General features: G+C 70.3%; 5 protein-coding genes. 3 read left to right on the top strand and 2 right to left on the bottom strand.

Annotated elements, in window-relative coordinates:
* Positions 1 to 307: 307 nt before the first annotated feature.
* Positions 308 to 1,219: a TNT domain-containing protein gene (locus tag CA984_RS42010; protein WP_133061947.1), complete on the top strand. Its 912-nt coding sequence runs from the start codon at positions 308 to 310 to the stop codon at positions 1,217 to 1,219.
* Between the two features lie 194 nt (positions 1,220 to 1,413).
* Here the strand turns inward: CA984_RS42010 and CA984_RS42005 are convergent, their stop codons facing one another.
* Both CA984_RS42005 and CA984_RS42000 read right to left on the bottom strand, forming a co-directional pair.
* Positions 1,414 to 2,061 (bottom strand): response regulator transcription factor, encoded by a 648-nt coding sequence (locus CA984_RS42005; protein ID WP_086578898.1) that lies wholly within the window; start codon positions 2,059 to 2,061, stop codon positions 1,414 to 1,416.
* Complete coding sequence (locus CA984_RS42000) at positions 2,052 to 3,299, bottom strand: sensor histidine kinase (protein ID WP_086578897.1); 1,248 nt, start codon at positions 3,297 to 3,299, stop codon at positions 2,052 to 2,054. Before CA984_RS42000 ends, CA984_RS42005 begins: the two co-directional genes overlap by 10 nt.
* A gap of 184 nt (positions 3,300 to 3,483) precedes the next feature.
* Between CA984_RS42000 and CA984_RS41995 the strand changes: the two genes are divergently transcribed.
* Both CA984_RS41995 and CA984_RS41990 read left to right on the top strand, forming a co-directional pair.
* A complete protein-coding gene (locus tag CA984_RS41995; RefSeq protein WP_086578896.1) occupies positions 3,484 to 4,770 on the top strand; it encodes an acyltransferase family protein in 1,287 nt (428 codons plus the stop codon).
* 143 nt (positions 4,771 to 4,913) lie between these two features.
* Positions 4,914 to 6,006, top strand: a 1,093-nt coding sequence (locus CA984_RS41990) for a DEAD/DEAH box helicase (protein WP_133061946.1), incomplete at its 3' end; no start/stop codon positions are given.

Raw genomic sequence — 6,006 nt, 5'->3', positions numbered from 1 at the left:
AGAATATTCAATCCGATTTCTCCGTGTAATCGACAATAGACGCTGCCACACCTTTTGTCTTTTCGCTTTTGTCATTCGATTAACCTGTCCGCGGTGCCGCGGATGAACGGCAGGGTACGCACGGATCGGCTGTTTCATTCAGAACTGGTGGGGACGCAGGCCAATCACCCCGCCCCTGGCGGAACGGCTCAGGGAGAAAGGCCGCGAACGGCGGACAAGCCACCGCCCATCGGCGCCTTCTCCGCCGATTTGCAGATTAAAGCCATATATCCGATTCAGCTCCGTGTGAAGTTCATCAGGGGGATCCGTGCGGCATTTTCGACGACGCGCACCGCTGGCCGCCGCCATCGGCCTCGCCACTGCTGCTTTCACCGGTGTCGCGGCCCAGGCCGCCACCGGCGCCTATCCGACCTCCGGCCCGCCCGGCACCTACTGCCCGTCCGCCTCGGCCGCCGGGACGCCGGTCGCGACGGGCCTCCCGTGTGCGGGCACGATCGCGCGGCCGCGCCCCACGCCGGCCACGGACACCGCGCCGTCCATGAACACCGCGCCGGCCACGGACACCGTGTCGTCCGCGAACGCCGTACCCGCCGCTCATCCGGAGACCTCCGGCCAGACGGCCCCCACGGCGGACGGCAAACCCTCCAAGCAGGTCTGCGGGCCGCCGTACCTCGACGACGACCCGATCCTCGGGCCGAAGTACCTCCCGGAGGACGGGCCGCTCGGCAAGATCCTGCGTGACTACAAGCCGCTGAACGGGGTCTCCCCGCAGGAGTTCATCGACCGCTACTGGGACCAGGGCACCAACTGGTGGCGCTACCCGCAGGACTACGGCTTCGCCCACTCCGGCGGCTACGCCAACGGCAAGCTGCTGGTGCGGACGGTGACGCTGCCGGTCGGCACGGACCTCGACCGTTTCGGCGGCGAGCAGGGCTCCTTCGTCTCCCCGCTCGGCGCGTCCTATGTCGGGCGCGCGCTGCCGCCGAACAATCTCAACACCTTTCAGGCGGCCCCGAAATATCTCTGCAACTACCACACTTACAAAGTGACAAAGGAGTTCAAAGTGGATGGCGGTCCGGCCGCCGCGGCATTCCAGCAGGAAGGCGCCGGACGGCAGTACCACCTGGTGAGCAAGTACATTCCCGAAGCGCCCCAGGCGACCGGGGAGGTGTCCGTGGCCTGGCTGCTCGACAACGGATACCTGAAATCGTCGAACTGAGCCTTTCCGCATGAAGGGGGCCGCCGGATCCCGCGGTCCCCTTCACCTTCACCGGGGCTCTCCGGCCCTCCCGGCCGTCGTGCGCGCTCGCCGGAGCCGGGAACGGCCCGGCCGGGGAACGGCCAGGCTCAGGAAGCGGCCGGGCGCAGGAGACGGCTGGCTCGGAGGCGGCGGGGCTCAGGAGACGGCCGGGATCAGGAGCGCAGGTAGGCGAGGACGGCCAGGACGCGACGGTGCTGGTCACCGTCCTCGGCGTACAGGCCGAGCTTGGCGAAGATGCTCCGGATGTGCTTCTCCACCGCGCCGTCGCTGATCACGAGCTGGCGGCCGATGGCGGGGTTGGACCTGCCCTCCGCCATCAGGCCGAGCACCTCCCGCTCCCGCGGGGTGAGCAGCGCGAGCGGGTCGTCGCGGCGTCGCCGTACCATCAGCTGGGCCACCACCTGCGGGTCGAAGACCGTCCCACCGGCCGCGACGGTGCGCAGGCCTCCCATGAAGTCGTCCACGTCCACGACCCGGTCCTTGAGCAGGTATCCCACCGCGCCCCTGGCATCGGCCAGCAGGTCGTCGGCATAGGAGACCTCCACGTACTGGGACAGGATCAGCATCGGCGCGCCCGGCACCCGCCGGCGCGCCTCGACCGCCGCCCGCAGCCCCTCGTCGGTGAAGCCGGGCGGCATTCTGACGTCGACCACCGAGACGTCCGGCCGGTGCTCGGCGACGGCCTCCACCAGGCCGTCGCCGTCCCCCACCGCCGCGACCACCTCGCAACCGAACTCCTCGAGCAGCCTGATCAGGCCCTCTCTGATCAGCACTGCGTCGTCGGCCACGACTACCCGCACGGCACCTCCGCCACGATCACTGTCGGCCCGCCCACCGGTGAGTCCACCGCGAGCTCCCCGTCGACCGCCTTGAGGCGGTCGCCGAGCCCGGACAGGCCATGTCCCTTGGCGACGTGTGCGCCGCCGACTCCATCATCCCCGATCGTCAGCATCAGGACGCCCCCGGTCCTGGTCAGCGACACCGTGCAGATGGTGGCGTGGCTGTGCTTGGCGACGTTGGTCAGGCTCTCGGCGACCACGAAGTAGACGGTGTTCTCCACCGCCGCCGCGAAGCGGCCGGTGATCTGCACGTCCAGCTCGACGGGGATGGTGCAGCGGCTGGCCAGCGCCGCGAGCGCCGGGGCCAGGCCGCGGTCGGTCAGGATCGGCGGCGCGATGCCGCGTGAGAGCGCGCGCAGCTCGTCCAGGGTGTCCCGGGTGGAGGTGATGGCCTGGCTGAGCATCTCCTCGACCGCCTGCGGGTCGCGCTTGAGCTGGCGCTGGGCCCGGGACAGGTCCATGGCCAGGGAGACCAGGCGCTGCTGCGGCCCGTCGTGGATGTCGCGCTCCAGCCGCCGCAGCGCGTTGGCCTCGGCCGACACCGCGGCGGCCCGGCCCTCGGCGAGGTCGTCGATGCGCTCGTGCAGCTCGGCGACGCCGGTCAGCATGGCGCGGCCGAGCCCGGCCCGGATGAGCGCGGCACCGCGCACGACCACCGGCAGGGTGAGCGCGAACAGCACGCCGATACTGGTGTTGATCACCACGTCGATCCAGACGCTGTCCCCGAACCCGAGCAGGTAGGCCAGCCCGTGGTTGCCCGGGATGGCGGCGGTGATCCATCCGTAGAGGGGGGTGGCCAGGCCCAGGATCGTCCCGGCCCACCAGGTCACCGTGAAGACGAACGTCACGATGGAGATCGGGAAGGCCACGATCCCGTAGAGCAGGTCGAGCCACGACTGGCCGCTGGTCAGGGGGTTCACCATGCGGCGGAGCCATCCGGCCGTCTCCGGCGCCGGCCGGTAGCGGGGCCGGGGCAGCGCGCGGCCGAGCACCTCGGGCAGCATCCGCCGTTCCACATCGGCCATGCCCCGTGCCACCAGCAGCGTCGTCGCCAGGATCGGCAGCCCCACCCACACGATCACCGTGCCGATCCCGGCGGCGAAGCCCGCCACCATCAGGACGAAGAAGACGATGGAGAGGGGGAAGCCGGCGATCAGATACCGGCTGTCCGTGCCGATACGGCGCAGGAGGGTTCTCATGGCGTCAACGCTACGAGTCCGGGAGTGAGGCTTCGACCCTGCTCACCGCCGTCCGGGGGTAGGGCCAGCCCTACCCCCGTCAGGGGTGCGGCCTTGAGGCGGAAACTCCTGCGGGCGTGACTGCGCAGGCCGGGGGTCGCACGGGAGGGTTGGACCACCGCTCCCCAGACGAATCGAGACCCCCATGACCGCCGTCATCTCCCGTTCAGCAGTCCGCGCGGCGCCCGCGCCGCCGGGTCGTGACGCGTTCATCGACGTGCTGCGCCTGTTCGGCATGGCCCTGGTGGTGCTGCAGCACTGGAGCATGCCGGTGCTGTCCTTCGCCGACGGGCGGATCTCCACCGGCAACGCGCTGTCGGCGGGCGGCGCGTGGGTGGTGACCTGGATCAGCCAGGTGATGCCGCTGGTCTTCTTCGCGGGGGGCGCGGCCAACGCGATCAGCTGGCGGGGCGCGGTACGGCGTGGTGGCACGGTCCCCGCCTGGCTGGCGGTGCGGCTGCGCCGCCTGGTCTGGCCGGTGCTGCCGCTGGCGGCGGTGTGGCTGCCCCTGCCCCACCTGCTGCAGGCCCTCGGCATACCGGAGCAGCCGGTGGTCACGGCCTCGCGCCTGGCCGGGCAGCTCCTGTGGTTCCTGGCCGTCTACCTGGTCGCGGTGGCGGTGACCCCGTCGATGCTCCGGCTCAACATGGTCTACGGCTGGCGGGTGCCCGTGGTGCTGACGGCGGGGGCCGTCGCGGTGGACGTGGCCCGTTTCACCACCGGCCTCGAGGTCGTCGGCTTCCTCAACATCGCCCTGGTCTGGCTGGCGGTGCACCAGCTCGGCTTCCTCTACGCCGACGGCCGCCTGGGCCGCCCCTGGGTCATGGCCCTCACCGGGTACGGCCTGGCCGCGGCTCTGGTGGCCTTCGGCCCCTACCCGGGCAGCATGATCGGGATGCCGGGCGCGGCCGTCTCCAACATGGCGCCGCCCACGATCGCGCTGCTCGCGGTGGCCTTCGGCCAGATCGGGCTGGCGCTGGCGCTGCGCCGGTGGATCGTCGCGCTCGCGGCGTGGCCGGGGGTGGCGCGGGTGCTCGCCTGGGCGGCTCCCCGGATGATGACCGTCTACCTGTGGCACATGAGCGCGCTGGCGGTCGTCACCGGGGTGGTCGTGGTGGGTCTGGGCGTCTCCACCCCGGAGCCGGGGACCTCGGCCTGGCTGTCGGGCTGGCCGCACTGGCTGCTCATGCTCGCCCTGGCCATGTCCCCGCTGCTGCGCTGCTTCGCCCGGTTCGAGACGCCGCCGCAGGCGTCGCCGTACGCCGGGGGCATGGCCCGGATCGTGGTGGCTCTGGCGCTGACCGGGGCGGGCCTGCTCGTTCTCACGGCGATCGGTTTCGTCCCGGGGACGGCTCCGGTGTTCGGCGCGGGGATGCTCGTGGCGGGCCTGGCGCTCACCTGGTCGGCTCCACGGCTCCAGCCGGCGGCATGACCGTCCATCGAGTCCCTTTAATCATAATTTGATGAGATTTGGACGGGTATAGCCGCCCGGTGTCATCCATCCTGCGCAAGATATGATCACTTCTATTGCCCGAGCCGGTCCGACCATCGTCAGTTCTTCGGCAGTATTGAACTGTGAGCCTTGTAGATCGCCTGCCAGAAGAGATCGACGCCGACCCCGATGCCATCTTCGACGCGTTCGTCGAATGGAATTCCGAGCGCGGGCTCACCCTCTATCCCGCCCAGGAGGAGGCGCTGATCGAGGTCGTCTCCGGGAACAACCTGATCCTGGCCACCCCGACCGGGTCGGGTAAGAGCCTGGTCGCGGCCGGAGCGCACTTCGCCGCGCTGACCCGGGACGTGCGCACCTTCTACACCGCGCCGATCAAGGCGCTGGTGTCGGAGAAGTTCTTCGACCTGTGCGCGCTGTTCGGCACCGAGAACGTCGGCATGATGACCGGCGACGCGAGCGTGAACCCCGGCGCGCCGATCATCTGCTGCACCGCCGAGATCCTCGCCAACGTCGCGCTGCGCGACGGCGCCAAGGCCGACATCGGCCAGGTCGTGATGGACGAGTTCCACTTCTACGCCGAGCCCGACCGGGGGTGGGCCTGGCAGGTGCCGCTCCTGGAGCTGCCGGACGTGCAGTTCATCCTGATGTCGGCGACGCTCGGCGACGTGAGCCGGTTCGAGGAGGACCTGACCCGGCGCACCGGCAGGCCCACCGCCGTGGTCAAGAACGCCGAGCGCCCGGTCCCGCTGGTCTACTCCTACCGGATGACCCCCCTCCACGAGACCCTGGAGGAGATGCTCACCACCAACCAGGCGCCCGTCTACGTCGTCCACTTCACCCAGGCCGCGGCCATGGAGCGGGCGCAGGCGCTGATGAGCATCAACATGTCCACCAAGACCGAGAAGGAGGCCATCGCCTCCCTCATCGGCAACTTCCGGTTCACCACCAGGTTCGGCCGGGCGCTGTCGCGTCTCGTACGGCACGGCATCGGCGTGCACCACGCGGGGATGCTCCCCAAATACCGCCGCCTGGTGGAGCGGCTCGCCCAGGCCGGCCTGCTGAAGGTCATCTGCGGCACCGACACCCTCGGCGTCGGCGTCAACGTGCCGATCAGGACCGTGCTGTTCACCGCGCTGTCGAAGTACGACGGCACCAAGGTGCGGCGGCTGCGCGCCCGCGAGTTCCACCAGATCGCCGGCCGGGCCGGGCGGGCGG

The sequence above is a fragment of the Streptosporangium minutum genome (assembly GCF_002149035.1).
Lineage (GTDB): Bacteria > Actinomycetota > Actinomycetes > Streptosporangiales > Streptosporangiaceae > Streptosporangium > Streptosporangium minutum.
This window is presented reverse-complemented; position numbering and strand designations above follow the sequence as displayed.

What these genes read in the sequence shown, in the direction of transcription:
- CA984_RS42000 (WP_086578897.1), bottom strand. Translation starts at nt 3,299, where the DNA reads ATGAGAACCCTCCTGCGCCGTATCGGCACGGACAGCCGGTATCTGATC.
- CA984_RS41995 (WP_086578896.1), top strand. Translation starts at nt 3,484, where the DNA reads ATGACCGCCGTCATCTCCCGTTCAGCAGTCCGCGCGGCGCCCGCGCCG.